The sequence below is a fragment of the Stenotrophomonas sp. 21LCFQ19 genome, from assembly GCF_056861425.1.
The window spans coordinates 55,482-71,546 of record NZ_JBSPUF010000010.1 but is presented as its reverse complement, the minus strand read 5'-3'; the positions used below and the strand labels follow the sequence as shown (position 1 = coordinate 71,546).

The following is a 16,065-nucleotide window of genomic DNA, read 5'->3' as shown; positions in this document are numbered from 1 at the left end:
ATGCGTTACGCTTGCAACCTTTGTATTCACGGATCGCCCGCAGATGACGACCAACGACGTGGCAGCAGCCCCGAACCCCAAGGCAAAGATGCCGCGCCAGATCGGCTACATCATCGGTAACGAGGCGTGCGAACGCTTCAGCTTCTACGGGATGCGCAACATCCTGGTGCAGTTCCTGATCACCTCGCTGCTGTTGCAGGAGATCACCGCCGAAGGCCGTGCTGGCGAGGCGAAGGACATCATGCACAGCTTCATGATCGGCGTGTATTTCTTCCCGCTGCTCGGTGGCTGGTTGGCCGACCGCTTTTTCGGCAAGTACCACACCATTCTCTGGTTCAGCCTGATCTACTGCGTCGGCCATCTGTGCTTGGCCTTGTTCGAGGGCAACCGCCAGGGCTTCTTCCTGGGCCTGGGCCTGATTGCGCTGGGCGCAGGTGGCATCAAGCCGCTGGTCGCTTCGTTCATGGGCGACCAGTTCGACCAGGGCAACAAGCACCTGGCCAAGATCGTGTTTGACGCCTTCTACTGGATCATCAATTTCGGCTCGCTGTTCGCCTCGCTGCTGATTCCGCTGGCGCTGAAGAACCTCGGCCCGCAGTGGGCGTTCGGTATCCCCGGCATCCTGATGTTCGTGGCGACCTTCGTGTTCTGGCTGGGACGCAAGCGCTACGTGCTGGTGCCGCTGCCGCCCAAGGACCCGCATTCCTTCGCCAACGTGGTGCGTACCGCGCTGCTGGCACAAGCCCCGGGCCAAGGCCGCATGGGGCTGGTGGTGGCGGTACTGGGCGTGGTGCTGGCGCTGGCTTCGTTCGCGTTGGTGCCCAGCCTGGGCATCGTGATCTGCTTGTGTCTGGCACTGGTCTCGGTGCTGGCCGGTATTGGCGGCGGCACCATGCTGCAGCTGGACCGCGCCCGCGGCGTGCACCCGGAGGCGGCTGTCGAGGGCGTGCGCTCGGTGCTGAAGGTGCTGGTGATCTTCGCCCTGACCACCCCGTTCTTCTCCCTGTTCGACCAGAAGGCCTCGACCTGGGTGCTGCAGGGCCAGCAGATGAGCATGCCCAGCTGGTTCACCGCCTCGCAGATGCAGGCGCTCAACCCGCTGCTGGTGATGATCCTGATCCCGTTCAACAATCTGGTGCTGTACCCGGCGCTGCGTCGCTTCGGCTTCGAGCCGACCGCGCTGCGGCGCATGACTGCCGGTATCGCCTTCAGTGGCCTGGCCTGGATCGTGGTGGGTGGCATCCAGGTTGTCATGGACGGTGGCGATGCCATGTCGATCTTCTGGCAGGTGCTGCCGTATGCGCTGCTGACCTTCGGTGAAGTGTTGGTCTCGGCTACCGGTTTGGAGTTCGCCTACAGCCAGGCACCGGCATCCATGAAGGGTGTGGTGATGAGCTTCTGGAACCTGACCACCACCATCGGTAACCTGTGGGTGCTGCTGTCCAACGCGGCGGTGCGCAACCACGCGGTCACCGACCGTATTGCCAGTACCGGTCTGAGCGAAACGGCGTTCCTGATGTTCTTCTTCGCTGGCTTTGCCTTCATCGCGGCGCTGGCGTTCGGTATCTACGCACGCCGTTACAAGATGGTCGACAACTACCGGGCGGTTTGAACATGCAAGGACCGATAACCCTGATCCTGATCGCCATCACCGCGCTGGTGTCATGGATGGCGTTCAACAACCGCAAGCTGGCTGATCGGCTGATCCTGTGGCCGCCGGCGATCGACAAGCACAAGCAGTACGACCGGCTGGTGACCTACGGGTTCATCCATGCTGACTTCGGCCACCTGTTGTTCAACATGGTGACCCTGTACTTCTTCGGCCGCTTGATCGAGGTCATCATGCTCGGCACCACCGGGCAGTGGTGGGTCTATCCGCTGTTCTACCTGTCGGCGCTGGTGGTATCGATCCTGCCGACCTACCTGAAGAACCAGAAGAATCCGAACTATCTGAGTTTGGGTGCTTCAGGGGCGGTGTCGGCTGTGCTGTTCGCCTACATCCTGATCGCGCCGTGGAAGCTGATCCTGGTGATGTTCATCCCGGCGCCGGCCATTCTGTATGCCGCGTTCTACGTCGGCTACAGCATCTGGATGGACAAGAAGGGCGGGGACAACGTCAATCACAGCGCGCATCTTGCCGGTGCCGCTTTCGGTGTGATGTTCATGCTGATCATGGAGCCGGAGCTGCTGCAGCACTTCCTGCAGAGTCTGATGAATCCTACTTTCCGCTTCTGAGCGGAGGAGAGGGAGCTGGGGGCTGTATAGCCCCTCATGCCAGGGGCCGCGCGCATCGTGTCGTCGCGGCCCCGTTTCGTTCATGGCAGCTGCGCCCTGGGCGCGCCGCGCGTGTGAGCGCTGGTGACAGGCTCAGGCGGCGTAGCTGTCGAGCAGGCGCGAATAGACTTCGTTGTCGATCTTCTTGAATTCCCAGCCGCTGGTGTCGCCGGCGACGGCCAGTTGGAACAGGCCCTCCAGCAGGGTGGAGTCATGGTCGTTGGACGGAATCTGCATCGTGCGGTCGTTGTCGAACACGGTACACCTCGACTGTCAGCTATTGTTTATGGGTAAACCCAGCAATTCCCGTGCCAGTGTTTGAGACGCAATCCATGCTTTGATGGCGGTGGCGCTGCTGGCGCCGATGTCGGAAAGTGACGCAAAGTGGCGCTTCCGACCGCCAGCTCGGGTCATCACATCGCTTTCACCAAGTCCACCGCGTTCCGCAGGAGTCCTCATGAGCTTGAGCAAACCACCAGTTCCAGATATCGAAAATGACGCGGCTGCAAGCCGCTTCCAGACCCTGGTTGATGGTCAGCGCGCGGTGCTGGATTACGAACTGGACGGCGGCGTGATGGTCATCACCCATACCGGGGTGCCCGAGGCCATCGGCGGGCGTGGCATTGCCGCGGCATTGACCCGGTTCGCGCTGGAGCATGCACGCGTTGCAGGCTGGAAGGTGATACCGGCCTGCGCTTATGCCGCAGCTTTCATGCAACGTCATGGCGAATATGCAGACCTGCTGGGATAATTCGCTGGCATGGCCAAGCCCGACCGGGCGGCCGCACACACCTCCAAGGGATCAAAGGGCATGAACAGGTTGGTACGGGGATCGTCTGCCGCAGCGGTATTGCTGCTGGCATTGGCTGGTTGCAAGCAGGATGAGCAAGGTGCGCCGGTCGCACCGGCCGCGGAACCGGTGCAGGCACCGGTTGCGGTCGCACCTGCGGCAGCTGATCTGCGCGATGTGATTGAAAACACCCCAAGCTATGTCATTGGTATCAGCTATCCACCGGCAGCCGCCAAGTACCCGGGTCTGGCCAATGCGCTGAGCGATTATGCAGGCCATGCCAAGGCTGACCTGTTGAAGTCGGTGTCCGAGCTGGGCAATGACAAGCCCACCGCCCCGTATGAACTGTCACTGGCCTTCGACATGCTGGTGGAATCGCCGGCGGTTGTCGCGGTTTCGGCCGATGGCAGCAGTTACACCGGTGGCGCCCACGGCCAGCCGTTGGTAGCCCGTTTTGTATGGCTGCCCGAGCAGCAGCAACTGCTCAAGGCAGAAGACCTGATCACCACGACCAAAGGCTGGCAGGCGATCAGCGACTTCACCGAGGACAAGCTGCTGGAGCAGGCCACCGTGCGTGCCCAGGGCGAGGACATGTCGCCGGAAGAGCAGCAGGCCCAGGTCCGCAACCTGTCCAAGATGATCGACGAAGGCACCACCGCCGACGCCACCAACTTCGGCCAGTTCCAGCCCGTGCTGGATGCGGCCGGCAAGATCTCAGCGCTGCGCTTCGTGTTCCCGCCCTACCAGGTGGGGCCGTACTCGGATGGCACGCAGACGGTGGACGTGCCGGCGGCCGTGTTGTTGCCACATGTGGCGGCGGCTTACCAGGGGCTGTTCGCACGCCCCTGAAACACAGGAGGTCAGTAATGGATGCGGGGCTGCAACGACGTGTGGAAGCACTGCTGCAGGAGGCCGATATCACCCCCGGCGGTGACAGGCCGCAGGACCTGGGCATCCTCGACCCGCGCTTTTATGCGCGGGTGCTGGCCGACGGCTCGCTCGGTCTGGGCGAGAGCTACATGGAAGGTTGGTGGCAGGCGCATTCGCTGGATGGCCTGCTCACCCACCTGCTGGATGCGCGACTGGACGAGCGCGTGCATGGCAGTGGCGAAGTCTGGGACGCGCTCAAGGCCAAGCTGTTCAACCTGCAGAGCGGGCAGGGCAGCTACGAGGTCGGCAAGCGGCATTACGACCTGGGCAACGACCTTTACCGGGCCATGCTTGGCAAGCGGCTGGTCTACAGCTGCGGATACTGGCGCAATGCCAGCAATCTGGACGACGCGCAGGAAGCCAAGCTCGAACTGATCTGCCGCAAGCTCGGCCTGCAGCCGGGTATGCGCGTGCTGGATATCGGCTGTGGTTGGGGCGAGGCACTGAAGTTCGCGGCCGATCGTTATGGCGTGCGCGGCGTGGGCGTGACCATCTCGCAGGAGCAGGCCGCGTTTGCCCGTGAACTGTGTGCCGGCCTGCCGGTCGAGATACGCCTGCAGGACTACCGCGAGCTGGACGAGCACTTCGACGCCGTGTTCTCGGTGGGTATGTTCGAGCACGTCGGGGTCAAGAACTACCGCAGCTACTTCGAGGTTGCCCGGCGCTGCCTGGGCGAGCAGGGCCTGTTCCTGCTGCACAGCATCGGCACCAACATCAGTCGCGACCGCACCGATCCGTGGATCGCCAAGTACATCTTCCCCAACTCGATGCTGCCCTCGGCGGCGCAGATCACCCATGCGATGGAAGGGCTGTTCGTGCTGGAGGACTGGCACAACTTCGGCACCGACTACGACCGTACCCTGCAGGCCTGGCGCGACAACGTCGAGGCGGCATGGGAGCAGCTGGACGCGCGCTACGACGAGCGCTTCCGGCGCATGTGGCGTTTCTACCTGGCGGCGTCGATGGCGACCTTCCGTACCCGCCACTCACAGCTTTGGCAGCTGCTGTTGTCGCCGCGCGGGGTTCGTGAGGGTTATCTGGCGCCACGCTGAACGTGGAACGCTGTTATCGCAAAATTGATTTAAAAGTTTATATTACACATGTGTATTATCTGCCTCATCCCAAAATGAGCCGGATAGCCCATGAGCAGCTTCGACGCGACCGAGACCCGGATTGATGCCACCTGCGCCCGCTGGCCGGGCTTTCCGCGTGAGCCGGCGGTGCTGGTGCGTCTGGTCAAGGGCATCTACAAGACCGTCCATGACCGCGCCAACGCGGTGTTGCGTGATTTCGACCTCAGTCACGCCGAATACAACATCCTGATGATGCTGTACGGCACGCCGGACCGACCGCTGAACCCGTCGGAACTGGCCGAGGCCGCCACCGAAAAGTCCGCCAACATCACCCGGCTCACCGACCAGCTCTGCAACAAGGGCCTGCTGGAGCGGATTCCGGACACCAGTGACCGGCGCAAACTGGGGCTGCACCTGACCGACAAAGGCCTGGCCTGCATCCAGAGCCTGCTGCCGGAGATGGCTGAACTGCTGGTCCTGCAGGTACAGGGCCTGGATGAGAGTGAGCAGCACCAGCTCGAACGGCTGCTTAAAAAGATGCTTGATGGCATCGAGGCCATCTGAGTACGCCATGTCTGCCATCCCATCATCGGTAAGCGCGTCGGCGACGACGCCCTGGTATGCCGGCATGCGCGGCTTCCTCAAGGGCGAGGCTGACACCTGGCTGTTCGTACTGCGCACGACCGTGGCCTTTTTCCTGACCGGTTGGTTGGCCATGCGCCTGCAACTGCCACAGCCGGGTACGGCGATGATGACCACGGTCATCGTGATGCACCGGCAGAGCGGCATGGTGCTGGCCAAGGCCTTCTACCGGGTGCTCGGCACCTTTGCCGGTGCGGCGGCCGCGCTGCTGATCGTGGCGTTGTTCCCACAGCAACGCGAACCCTTCCTGCTGCTGATGGCGCTGTGGATCGCTGGCTGTGTGGCCGGCGCTACCCTGCATCGCAACTTCAAGTCCTATGCCTTCGTGCTTGCCGGTTACACCGCGGCCATCATTGCCTTGCCGGTGATCTCCAGCCATCCCGGGCAGATCTTCGATTCGGCGGTGGCGCGCATCAGCGAGGTGCTGTTGGGCCTGCTGGTGACTGCGGTGATCAGCGATACCATTTTCCCGGTGCGCCTGCGTGACACCTTGCGCACGGCGGTGAACAACCAGTACGAGAGTTTCCTTGGTTTCATGCGTGGCGCCCTGCTTGGTGAGGTGCCACGCGAGCGCATGGAGCAGGCACATCTGCGCGTGGTGCGCGACGCGGTGACGCTGGAGGACCTGCGCAGTTCGGTGATCTTCGAAGACGGCGAAGCGCGTGCGCGCAGCGCGCACCTGCAGCGCTTCAACCAGCGCTTCATGGCGGCGTCGACCACGTTCCAGTCCCTGCACCATCTGATCAACCGCTTGCTGCGCCAGCCCGACCCGGCCGCGGGCCAGGCGCTGCAGGCCTTGTACCTGCCATTGGGTGCCGCCCTGCAAGCCAGTGAACAATCGCCGGCGCAATTGGCAGAGCAGATCCACGCCGTACGCAAAGGCCTTGCTGCGCGCTCGGTCGAGCTGCGCGCTGCCCTGGGCGGCGTCACCCAGGTCGAGGACTTCGATGTGGGGGCGCAGTTGTTGCGGCGCTTCGTCAGGGAGCTTGAACACTACGTACATGCACGCCGGCAGCTGACGCTGCAGGTCGCACCGACCGAAGACGATGCACGTGCGCAGTTCATCCGCGGCAATGATTATCTCGGTGCCGCGGTGGCGTTCACCCGCACTGCCATCACCATGCTGCTGTTGGGTGCGCTATGGGCCGCCAGTGGCTGGGCGATGGCGGTCAACGTGATGTTGCTCGCAACCATCTTCTCCGGCTTGTTCGCCACCATGCCAAATGCGGCGCGGATGACCGGCAAAGTTGCCTGGGGCTATCTGCTTGGCGTGTTCGCAGCCTATGTCTGTGACTACATGGTGCTGACCCGGATGGAAGGTTTCGTCCTGCTGGTTGCGGGGTTGCTGCCGTTCTTCGTGGTCGGCCCCTATATGGTCAGCCGCCCCAAGCTGTCGGTGTTCGGGCTGGGCTATACGATGGGCCTGGTCAATATCCTGGCCATCACCAGCGTGCATGCCTTCGACCCGGTGCGCTTCTTCAACGAAGGCACCTCACAGATGATGGCGATGGGCGCGGCGGTACTGAGCTTCGCGTTGATGCCACCGCTGGTGGGCACGGCATGGTTGCGACGGCGACAGATGGCGGGCTTGCGCGCACAGGTGGGTTTGGCGGCGCAGGCGCCGTTGCCTGGGCTCCAGCACCGTTTCGAAAGCATCAACAGCGACCTGCTGCACCAGATCGTCACCCACACGGCGGCGGGCAGCGAGGAGTCCCGCCAGCAGCTGGCCTGGGCCTTGGCGGTCAACGAAACCGGCCGCGCACTGATCCACCTGCGCCAGGATGTGGCGCGTGAACCGGCATCGACGCAACTGCGCCAGTGCGTGGATTCGGTGGTACGGGCCTTGGCCGACTTTTTTGCCCTGCCGGATGCAACGGCATGGCAACGCGCCCACACCGCGCTGACCGAGGCCATCGCGCTGGCGCGCGCACAGGCCGTCGACGGCGGTGTCGCCGCGCGGGTGCTGCTGCACCTGCGCCTGGTGCGATTGGCGATGGTGGATGACAGCTCGGTCATGGCCGCCTACATCGCACCCACTGATTCAAAGCCGGAGGCACCTCGCCATGCCCATTGAGATTGCATTCGCGGGAACCCTGTTTCCCGGCCTGCTGTTGTTGTTCGTACTGGTCTGCATCGCGCTGTGGGCGCTGGACACGCTGGCTGGCCGTCGCGGTTGGTACCGCAACGTCTGGCACCCGGCCTTGTTCCGCACCGCGGTCTTCATCTGTCTGTTTGGCGGCTTCGGCCTGCTGCTGTTCTGAGAATTCCCCATGACCCCCAAAGTCCAATCCATTCTTCGTTTCTCCATCACCGCCGTGGTGGTGGTGATAGCTGCCTTGATCGCGATGGCGATGTGGCGGCATTACATGTACTCGCCGTGGACCCGGGAAGGCCGCCTGCGCGCGGAAGTGGTACGCGTGGCGCCGGATGTCTCCGGCCCGGTCAGTGCGGTGGCGGTGCGTGACAACCAGTTGGTGAAGCGCGGCGATGTGCTGTACCAGATCGACCCGGCGCGCTACCAGAACGCCTTGAACCAGGCACGCGGCAACCTGGCCGCCGCACAGGCAGCGGCACGTGCGGCGGGTGCAAGCATCCAGGTAGCGGCGGCGGGAGCTGCACAGCAGAGTGCGAATGCCACTCGCTACGAGCAGCAGTACGAGCGGCGCCAGCGCATTACTGGAAGCTTGATCTCCGAAGAAGCGCGTACCGATGCGCTCAGTGCTGCGCAGGCGGCGCGCGCGGGTGTGGCACAGGCGCAGGCAAGCCGTCAGCAGGCCAGTGCGTCACAGCAGCAGGCACTGGCTGCTGTGGAGCAGGCACAGGCGGCATTGGATACTGCAGAGTTGAACCTGGAACGCACCCAGGTGCGCGCGCCGGTGGATGGTTATGTGACCAATCTGGAAGTGCGGCAGGGCGACTACGCTACTGCCGGTGCGGCCAAGCTAGCGGTGATCGATACCAATTCGTTCTGGGTCTACGGTTATTTCGAGGAGACCAAGCTGGCGCAGTTGCATGTGGGCGACGGCACCCGCGTGCAGTTGATGAGCGGGCAGGAGCTGCACGGCCATATCGAGAGCATCTCGCATGGCATCACCGATGCGGACAGCCCAACCGGCAGTGACCTGCTGGCGAATGTGAACCCGACCTACAACTGGGTGCGGCTGGCGCAGCGGATTCCGGTGCGGATCAAGCTGGACGCGGGTTCGTTTGCGAAGGGCGTCGTGCTGGCCAATGGCATGACCGCTACGGTGATTGTGGAGCGGGGGCGGCAAGGCTGAGTTGGGTTTGCTTTGTGACTGGGGCGGATGAGGGGGTTTTTGATCTGCCGCACGAAGCAAAAGAGAACGCCCGGCAAAGCCGGGCGTTCTCTTTCCATCAAAATCAGCAACTGCTTACTTGGCAGCAGCACCGGTGGTCAGGCCACGCTTCTCCAGCAGCGGCTCGATCTGCGGCTCATGGCCGGCGAAGTTGCGGAACAGCTCCATCGCATCGACGCTGCCGCCCTTGGACAGCAGGGTCTTGCGGAAGTGGTCGCCATTGGCGCGCGACAGGCCGCCGTTCTCGCGGAACCACTTCTGGGTGTTGGCATCCAGCACTTCCGACCAGATGTAGGCGTAGTAGCCAGCCGAGTAGCCGCCCATGATGTGGCTGAAGTACGGAGTCTTGTAGCGCGGCGGGACCGGCGCGTAATAGATGCCGTCCTTGACCAGCGCTTCATGCTCGAACTTCATCACGTCCTTCGGTGCCGGGATCTGGCCAACACCGATCTGGTGCCAGTTCTGGTCCAGCATCGCTGCGCCCAGGTACTCGGTGGTGGCAAAGCCCTGGTTGAACTTGGACGCGGCGATCACCTTGTCCAGCAGCGCCTGCGGCATCGCCGAGCCGTTCTGGTAGTGCTTGGCGTAGTTGGCCAGGATGGTCGGCTCGTCGGACCACATCTCGTTCACCTGCGACGGGAACTCGACGAAGTCACGCGGCACCGCGGTGCCGGCGAAGTAGGGGTACTTCACGTCCGAGAACATGCCGTGCAGGGCGTGGCCGAATTCGTGGAAGGTGGTGGTCACTTCGTCCCAGGTCAGCAGGGTCGGCTTGCCGGCCGGCGGCTTGGGGATGTTGAGGTGGTTGGCGACCACCGGCTTGTCGCCGGTCAGGCCCGACTGCGACACATAGGCATTCATCCACGCACCGCCACGCTTGGACTCGCGTGCATACGGATCGAAGATGAAGATCGCCAGCTGGCTGCCATCGGCGTCGAACACGTCATAGACGGTGACGTCGCCGTGGTAGACCGGCAGGTCGGTGCGCTGCTTGAAGCTCAGGCCGAATTCCTTGCCGGCGGCGAAGAACACGCCGTTCTCCAGCACGTTCTTCAGCTCGAAGTAGGGCTTGAGCTGGGATTCGTCGAAGTTGTACTTGGCCTGGCGCACCTTCTCGCTGTAGAAGGCCCAGTCCCACGGCTGCAGTTCGAACGTCGGCTTGCCGGCGGCCTTCTGCTCGCTGTCGATCATCGCCTGCAGGTCGGCGGCTTCGCGCTTGGCGTTGGTGACGGCGGCCGGAGCCAGCTGGCCAAGCATGGCATTGACCGCTTCCGGGGTCTTGGCGGTCTGGTTGCCCAGCGAGTAGCTGGCGAAGTTCGGGAAGCCCATCAGCGCGGCCTTCTCGGCGCGCAGGGTCATGATGCGCGAGACCAGCGCGGTGTTGTCGTACTCGCCACCCTTGCTGCCACGCGAGATCGAGGCTTCGTAGATATTCTGGCGCAGCTCGCGGTTGGCCAGGTTGGTCAGCGGCGGCTGGCCGGTGGTGTTGAGCAGAGCGATGACGTACTTGCCATCCAGCTTGCGGGCCTTGGCAGCTTCGGCGGCGGCAGCGATCTGCTCGGCCGACAGGCCGTCCAGCTGCTTGACGTCATCAACCACGATATAGGAAGCGTTGACCTCGGCCAACACGTTCTGGCTGAACTTGGTGCCCAGGTTGGCCAGCTCGGCGTTCATGTCCTTGAGCTTGGCCTTGTCGGCATCGCCCAGCTTGGCACCGGCGCGGACGAAGTTGTCGCGGTACTTCTCGACCAGACGCAGGCTTTCAGCGTCCAGGCCCAGGTTGGCGCGGTTGTTGTACAGAGTCTCGATGCGCGAGAACAGCTTGCCATTGAGGTTGATGGCATCGCTGTGCGCGGCAAACTTGGCCGAGTAGTCCGCCTGCAGCTTCTTGCGTGCGTCGTTGGTGTCGGCGCCGATCAGCGCGAAGAACACGGTGGTGGCGCGGTCGAGCACGGCGCCGCTGTTTTCCAGCGCGATCAGCGTGTTTTCAAAGGTGGGCGCAGCCGGGTTGTTGGCGATCGCTTCCACTTCCTGCAGCTGCTGGGCCATGCCAGCGTCGAAGGCCGGCGCGAAATCGGCGTCCTTGATCTTGTCGAACTGCGGGTAGTGCAGCGGCAACGGGCTTTCAGCGAAGAACGGATTGGCCTGCTGGGCCGACTGGGTGGTCGCAATGGGTGCGGCCTGGCTGTAGGCCGGCAGGGCAAGACCCAGGGTCGCGGCAAGGGCGAGGGCGAGACGGGTGTTCAAGGCGGAAACTCCGGTAAAAAGACTGATCTTTCAGGGTACCTGCAGGCGCGTCCGTAGGGGTGTGTCGAATGGCATGGTTGCGCTGAAAGGCCACATCTTGCATGCCGTTGGCGCCGCGATGGCGTACGCTGGCGGTTCTGTCAGGAGCCGCGCCATGCCCAATGCCTTTGATTTCGAGTTGACCGCACTGGATGGCCGTCCACTGCCGCTGGCCGCCTTTGATGGCAAGGTGCTGCTGGTAGTGAACACAGCGTCCAAATGCGGCTTCACCCCGCAGTACGAAGGGCTGGAGCAGCTGTGGCAGGAGCTGGGGCCGCAGGGGCTGGTGGTGCTGGGCTGCCCCTGCGACCAGTTCGGCCACCAGGAGCCGGGCGATGCCGCCGCCATCCAGGACTTCTGCAGCATCAACTACGGGGTCAGTTTCCCGTTGTCGGCCAAGCTCAAGGTCATTGGCGCCGACGCCGATCCGCTATGGCAGTGGCTGCAGCGGCAGAAGCGCGGCGCGCTGGGCATCGCCGCGATCAAATGGAACTTCAGCAAGTTCCTGATCGGCCGCAACGGACAGGTGCTTGCCCGCTACGCGCCGACCGCACGCCCGGAGGCGCTGGAGGCGGATATCCGGGCGGCGCTGGGCTGAAGCGAGCGCTGCGTCATCAAGCCGCAGCCAGCTGCAGGCGGCCTACAGACTTCAGATCGATATGCTGGCGGGCGACCCAGAGATCATGCGCGTCCTGCATGGCCAGCCAGCTTTCCGGGCTGCGACCAAGGGCGACAGACAGGCGCAAAGCCATTTCAGGGCTGACCCGACTGCTGCCGTTCAACACCCGACTCAACGTCGAGGCGGAAACCCCAAGTGCCTGTGCGAGTTCGCGGCCGCTGACATTGTTCGGCTCCAGATAGATGCCGGAAATGAAGGCGCCCGGATGCGGCGGGTTATGCATGTTCATCAATGATAGTCCTCGTAGTCCAGCACGTGGCAATTGCCATCCTTGAATTCAAAGGTGACGCGCCAGTTGCCGTTGACGGCAATCGACCAGCGTCCCTTCATCTCACCCCTCAGTGCGTGCAGGCGAAATCCGGGGATATCCATGTCCTCGATTGTGTGTGCTGTATCAAGTGCGGCCAGCTGCAGGCGCAGTCGATTCGCATGACTTGCCTGTATGCCTGCGGTGCTTCCGGTTTCATAGAGCTTGCGCAGCCCTTTGTGGCGGAATGACTTGATCATGCTGGATTGTAGCATGTTGCGCATCGCGCAACATTCACTGGGAGGGCAGGGGCGGTAGCGGGGTCAGTCGGGGTGCGGCAATGCCCGGCGCTGGACTGCGCCGGGCAAGCTTGCTTAGACCGGATCGGTCGCCGCTTCGTCCAGCAGGTCTTTCTGCTGCAGTTGTACCTTGGTCGGGTCGCCGTGTTCGGCCATGGCCCGTTGCAGGGCGCGGCGGGTGGCAGCGGTGACCAGTGACTGCAGGTCGCGGCCGGAGCTGCCTTCGGTGGCGGCTGCCAGGGTGCCCAGCACCTCGTCCACGGCAAAATCCAGCGGCTTGCCGGCCAGCTGCAGGCGTAGGATGGCCGCGCGTGCGTCGATGTCGGGCAGGCCGATCTGTATCTTGCGCTCCAGGCGCGACAGCAGCGCGCTGTCGATCGCGTCCAGGTGGTTGCTGGCAGCCAGCAGGAATACCTGGCCTTGTTTGGTGCTGATGCCGTCCAGTTCCTGCAGCAGCTGGGCGACGATTTCGGCGTTCAACTTGTCGGAATTGCCGCTGCCACGTGGTGGGGCAACGGTGTCGATCTCATCGAGGAACAGGATGCACGGCGCCTGCGCCCGGGCTTTCTCGAACAGCTGCTTGACCCGCGCGGCGCCGTCGCCGAGGAACTGGCCCTTGACCTCCGCCGATGAGGCGGCGATGAAGGACAGCCCGGACTGGCTGGCCAGTACGCGCGCGATCTGGGTCTTGCCGGTGCCGGGTGGTCCATACAGCAGGATCCCGCGTGGCACCGGGATGTTCATCCGCGCCAGTTCTTCGGCATGCAGCAGTTCCTTGCCGAGGCTTTCGAACTCGGCGCGGGTGCTGGCCGGCACGATCACATCGTCCCAGCCCAAGGTCTGCACCGAGGTGGAGCTCTTGCCGCGCAGGCGGGCGATGGCGGCGCTGAAATCACTTTGCGCGGGGCGCCCGGCCGGGTGGGTGGCGACCACGCTGGTGACCAGGGTGGACAGGTCGCGCCCGGACATGCCGGCGGTTTCGCGCACCAGCGCCTCGGTCACCGGCAATGCCAGCTGGGCCTTGCCGAACTCGGCCAGCAGGATGCGTTCGCGCGCCTCTGCATTGGGGGCGGCAAGCTCGATGGAGACGGTGAAGCGCGACAGCACCGCATCATCGATCAACTCCTGGCGGTTGGTGGCACCAATCACCAGCACATTGCCGCTGCCCTGGTTGAAGCCATCCCATTCGGCGATGAAGGTCTGCACCAGCTCGTTGCCGAAGTTGTCGGTGTCGCGGCTACCACGGCGGGCAAAGGCACTTTCACATTCGTCCACGAACAGGATGGTCGGCCCCTTGTTGCGCGCGTTCTCCCAGATCTTCTTGACCTTGGGTCCGGTGTGGCCGATGTGTTCGCCCTTCAGGTCGGCGATGGTCACCGCGACGAAGTTGCAGTCCACGTGTTCGGCCAGCTTGCGCGCGATCAGGGTCTTGCCGGTGCCGGGTGGCCCCCACAGCAGCATGCCCTTGGGCAACGGCGGGGTGCCGGCGGCAAAACGGTCCACCAGCTTGATCACCTGTTCCAGGGTCTGCTCCGGGATGGCGACGTCCTTCCAGTTGGCTTCCAGCTTGTCCAGCGAGGCCAGCCGGACCAGCAGCGATTGCTGAAGCTGCAGCTCGCGCTCGTGCGGTGCGCTCAATGCCTGCAGGTCGAGGATGGGCTGGGCCAGCGGTGCCAGCACGGGTGCCAGTTCGGCGGCCAGTGGAGTCCACGTCGCGGCGTGTTCATCGGCTTCGGCACGGACACGTACGAGGCCGCCGGGGTGGCCATTGAGCGGCAGGCGGATGAAGATGTCGGGGTCCTTGTCGTTGGCGACATCGGTGCTCACGCCAACCATCACCGCGTTGGAGTTGTCGTGCTTGTCACCGAGCTGCCAGCTGTTGCCCATCTTCTCCACCGAGGGTGCGGGCGCGCGGATGACGGGGTAGGGGTGGCTGCGGCCATCGTCGTTCTTCTTGCCGAAGGCGTGCAGTTGCAGCTGGCGTTTGCCCAGCGCATCGATTGATGCCAGCCCTGCAGCGGCATTGCGCTTTGACATGCGGTTGCGGCCCAGCCAGACCAACAGTGCATAAAAGACCAGGCCAGGCGGAATGTAGGCGAACAACAGGAACAGCGTGCTGGCCGGGAAGGGCAGCGTGTACGACAGGTGGCCGCAGAAGTTCCGAACCGGCCCATACAGCGCCAGGCTGCCGAGCAGCAGCCAGGCCACAGTGCGGACGCCGCCGCTGCCCAAGGTCGCGCGCAAACTCAGCGCTGGCCCCAAGGTGCCTTTGCGGCCGTGTTGTTGCGTGTTGCGGCGCGCCTGCGCCAGACCTTCTTCGAACGCCGGGCGCATAGCCTGGGCGGCCTGGCATGCGGCGGGGTAGGCAGCGCCCATCGCCTGCTTTGCGGTCTGGGCACGTTGCTGGCATTGCGCCAGCTCCTCAAGCAACACACTGCGCTGGTTGTCGATGAAGCTGCTGCGGGAACTACCTGGAACCATGAATCCTTTCCCCTGAACTGAAAACGGCCGGATCAGTGTGATCCGGCCGTTAAGCTACGCCATCATTGTCCGGGTTCATAGCCGCCAATGGTCGGTAAAAACCCTACAAGCCCTACTTCTCGACGAAGGCGCGCTCGAACACATAGTGGCCTGCGGTGCCGATGCGCGTGGACACCTCAAAACCGCGTGCGTCCAGCACGTTGCGCAGGTCGGCCAGCATCTGCGGGCTGCCGCAGATCATGAAGCGGTCGTTGGCCGGGTCCAGCTGCGGCAGGCCGAGTGCTTCCTGCATCTGTCCGCTTTCCATCAGCGAGGTCAGGCGGCCCTGGTTGGGGAAAGGCTCGCGGGTGACCGCCGGGTAGTACAGCAGCTTGTCGCGAACGATGTCGCCGAGGATCTCGTCGTTCGGCAGCTCCTGCTCGAAGTACTCGCGGTAGGCCAGGTCCTTCTCGTAGCGCACACCGTGGCAGACGATCACCTTGTCGAAGCGCTCGTAGGTTTCCGGATCCTTGACCACGCTCAACCACGGCGCCAGGCCGGTGCCGGTGCCCAACAGATAGAGGTTCTTGCCGGGGTGCAGATCGCTGATCAGCAACGTGCCGGTGGGCTTCTTGCCGACCAGTACCTTGTCGCCGGGCTTGAGGTGCTGCAGACGCGAGGTCAGCGCACCTTCCTGCACCTTGATGCTGAAGAAGTGCAGTTGCTCTTCCCAGTTGGCACTGGCGATGGAATAGGCACGCAACACCGGGCGGGCGCCTTCGTTTTCGTTTTCCAGCCCGATCATCACGAACTGGCCATTCTCGAAACGGAAGCCGCTGTCGCGGGTGGTGGAGAAGCTGAAGTAGGCGTCCGTCCAGTGACGGACTTCAAGCACCGTTTCGGCGCCAAAAGCGGAAGACATGCCGTGATTCGTAGATTGGAGACCGGCCTATTCTAGCTGATTTCCCATAAATAGGAATGAATCTCATTTGACCGGAGTATGGGTAGTGGCGGGGCCGCGCGCGGCCGGGGGGGTTATGATGTTCCGCGGCCCCGACAGCGGCGGGC

16 protein-coding genes are annotated in these 16,065 nt (G+C 63.5%); 10 read left to right on the top strand and 6 right to left on the bottom strand.

The features are described 5' to 3' along the window. Window positions 1–43 precede the first annotated feature (43 nt). Window positions 44–1,612: a POT-type proton-dependent oligopeptide transporter gene (locus tag AC13FW_RS12455; protein ID WP_481534199.1), complete on the top strand. Its 1,569-nt coding sequence runs from the start codon at window positions 44–46 to the stop codon at window positions 1,610–1,612. Window positions 1,613–1,614: 2 nt separating this feature from the next. Further along, window positions 1,615–2,235, top strand: a complete 621-nt coding sequence (locus tag AC13FW_RS12450; RefSeq protein WP_482989255.1) for a rhomboid family intramembrane serine protease — start codon at window positions 1,615–1,617, stop codon at window positions 2,233–2,235. A 132-nt stretch (window positions 2,236–2,367) separates the two neighbouring features. On the opposite strand, the gene AC13FW_RS12445 is transcribed toward AC13FW_RS12450, so the two are convergent. Continuing rightward, entirely contained in the window at window positions 2,368–2,532 is a 165-nt protein-coding gene (locus AC13FW_RS12445) for a hypothetical protein (RefSeq protein ID WP_296246622.1), read from the bottom strand. A 199-nt stretch (window positions 2,533–2,731) separates the two neighbouring features. Here AC13FW_RS12445 and AC13FW_RS12440 point away from each other — a divergent pair, with 199 nt between their 5' ends. The 7 genes from AC13FW_RS12440 (at window position 2,732) to AC13FW_RS12410 (ending at window position 8,987) form a co-directional block, all read left to right on the top strand. Beyond that, complete coding sequence (locus AC13FW_RS12440; protein ID WP_482989254.1) at window positions 2,732–3,025, top strand: GNAT family N-acetyltransferase; 294 nt, start codon at window positions 2,732–2,734, stop codon at window positions 3,023–3,025. Window positions 3,026–3,085: 60 nt separating this feature from the next. Next, a complete protein-coding gene (locus tag AC13FW_RS12435; RefSeq protein ID WP_282270353.1) occupies window positions 3,086–3,913 on the top strand; it encodes a DUF3298 and DUF4163 domain-containing protein in 828 nt (275 codons plus the stop codon). Between the two features lie 17 nt (window positions 3,914–3,930). Further along, window positions 3,931–5,046 carry a cyclopropane fatty acyl phospholipid synthase gene (gene cfa / locus AC13FW_RS12430; protein ID WP_482989253.1) on the top strand — a complete coding sequence of 372 codons (1,116 nt, stop codon included), beginning with the start codon at window positions 3,931–3,933 and terminating at the stop codon, window positions 5,044–5,046. A gap of 90 nt (window positions 5,047–5,136) precedes the next feature. Further along, entirely contained in the window at window positions 5,137–5,631 is a 495-nt protein-coding gene (locus tag AC13FW_RS12425) for a MarR family winged helix-turn-helix transcriptional regulator (RefSeq protein WP_296246596.1), read from the top strand. Between the two features lie 7 nt (window positions 5,632–5,638). Further along, entirely contained in the window at window positions 5,639–7,783 is a 2,145-nt protein-coding gene (locus AC13FW_RS12420) for an FUSC family protein (RefSeq protein WP_482989252.1), read from the top strand. After that, window positions 7,773–7,970, top strand: a complete 198-nt coding sequence (locus tag AC13FW_RS12415; RefSeq protein ID WP_282270361.1) for a DUF1656 domain-containing protein — start codon at window positions 7,773–7,775, stop codon at window positions 7,968–7,970. The genes AC13FW_RS12420 and AC13FW_RS12415 overlap by 11 nt, the downstream gene beginning before the upstream one ends. A 9-nt stretch (window positions 7,971–7,979) precedes the next feature. Then, the gene (locus tag AC13FW_RS12410; RefSeq protein ID WP_482989251.1) at window positions 7,980–8,987 is read left to right on the top strand and encodes an HlyD family secretion protein; all 1,008 of its coding nucleotides are present in this window, start codon (window positions 7,980–7,982) and stop codon (window positions 8,985–8,987) included. A gap of 114 nt (window positions 8,988–9,101) precedes the next feature. On the opposite strand, the gene AC13FW_RS12405 is transcribed toward AC13FW_RS12410, so the two are convergent. Continuing rightward, window positions 9,102–11,273, bottom strand: a complete 2,172-nt coding sequence (locus AC13FW_RS12405) for a M3 family metallopeptidase (protein WP_482989250.1) — start codon at window positions 11,271–11,273, stop codon at window positions 9,102–9,104. 154 nt (window positions 11,274–11,427) lie between these two features. Between AC13FW_RS12405 and AC13FW_RS12400 the strand changes: the two genes are divergently transcribed. Continuing rightward, window positions 11,428–11,910 carry a glutathione peroxidase gene (locus AC13FW_RS12400; RefSeq protein WP_482989249.1) on the top strand — a complete coding sequence of 161 codons (483 nt, stop codon included), beginning with the start codon at window positions 11,428–11,430 and terminating at the stop codon, window positions 11,908–11,910. 16 nt (window positions 11,911–11,926) lie between these two features. On the opposite strand, the gene AC13FW_RS12395 is transcribed toward AC13FW_RS12400, so the two are convergent. The 4 genes from AC13FW_RS12395 to AC13FW_RS12380 form a co-directional block, all read right to left on the bottom strand. After that, window positions 11,927–12,220, bottom strand: coding sequence for a HigA family addiction module antitoxin (locus tag AC13FW_RS12395; protein WP_282270369.1), 294 nt, complete (start codon window positions 12,218–12,220; stop codon window positions 11,927–11,929). Beyond that, window positions 12,220–12,498, bottom strand: a complete 279-nt coding sequence (locus tag AC13FW_RS12390; protein ID WP_296246580.1) for a type II toxin-antitoxin system RelE/ParE family toxin — start codon at window positions 12,496–12,498, stop codon at window positions 12,220–12,222. Before AC13FW_RS12390 ends, AC13FW_RS12395 begins: the two co-directional genes overlap by 1 nt. A 114-nt stretch (window positions 12,499–12,612) precedes the next feature. Next, complete coding sequence (locus AC13FW_RS12385; RefSeq protein WP_482989248.1) at window positions 12,613–15,018, bottom strand: AAA family ATPase; 2,406 nt, start codon at window positions 15,016–15,018, stop codon at window positions 12,613–12,615. Window positions 15,019–15,130: 112 nt separating this feature from the next. After that, window positions 15,131–15,919: a ferredoxin--NADP reductase gene (locus AC13FW_RS12380; protein WP_482989247.1), complete on the bottom strand. Its 789-nt coding sequence runs from the start codon at window positions 15,917–15,919 to the stop codon at window positions 15,131–15,133. Window positions 15,920–16,065 lie beyond the last annotated feature (146 nt).